The sequence below is a fragment of the Mesorhizobium sp. M00.F.Ca.ET.216.01.1.1 genome (assembly GCF_004010325.2).
In the GTDB taxonomy this organism is placed as follows: domain Bacteria; phylum Pseudomonadota; class Alphaproteobacteria; order Rhizobiales; family Rhizobiaceae; genus Mesorhizobium.
Genome location: NZ_SADR02000416.1, coordinates 1 through 311 on the forward strand (window position 1 = coordinate 1; position 311 = coordinate 311).

1 pseudogene is annotated in these 311 nt (G+C 63.3%); it reads right to left on the reverse strand.

The features are described from left to right. Positions 1–311, reverse strand: a pseudogene (locus tag EN859_RS36740) (thiamine pyrophosphate-binding protein); the annotation flags it as partial.

The window sequence follows — 311 nt, forward strand, 5'->3', positions numbered from 1 at the left end:
GTTCAACAGAAGCTTTACCGCGGCCTCGATCGCGCTCGGGTCCGGGTAGGTCACACCGATCGGCAGGCGCTTGTCCAGCGGATGAATGCTGACTTCCGCCGCTTCGACCTGCACGTCCATCGGCACCTCGACATGCACGGGGCCTGGACGGCCGGTAAGCATCTCGTTGAAGGCGCGATGCATGATGGTCGGCAGAACCTGCACGGATTGCGCCTGCCAGGCGCGTTTGGTCACCTGCTCGGTGATGCGCGCAAAGGCGTTGTCCTGCTGGCGCTCGATCTCCTGCATGGTGCCATGGCCATGCATGTAGG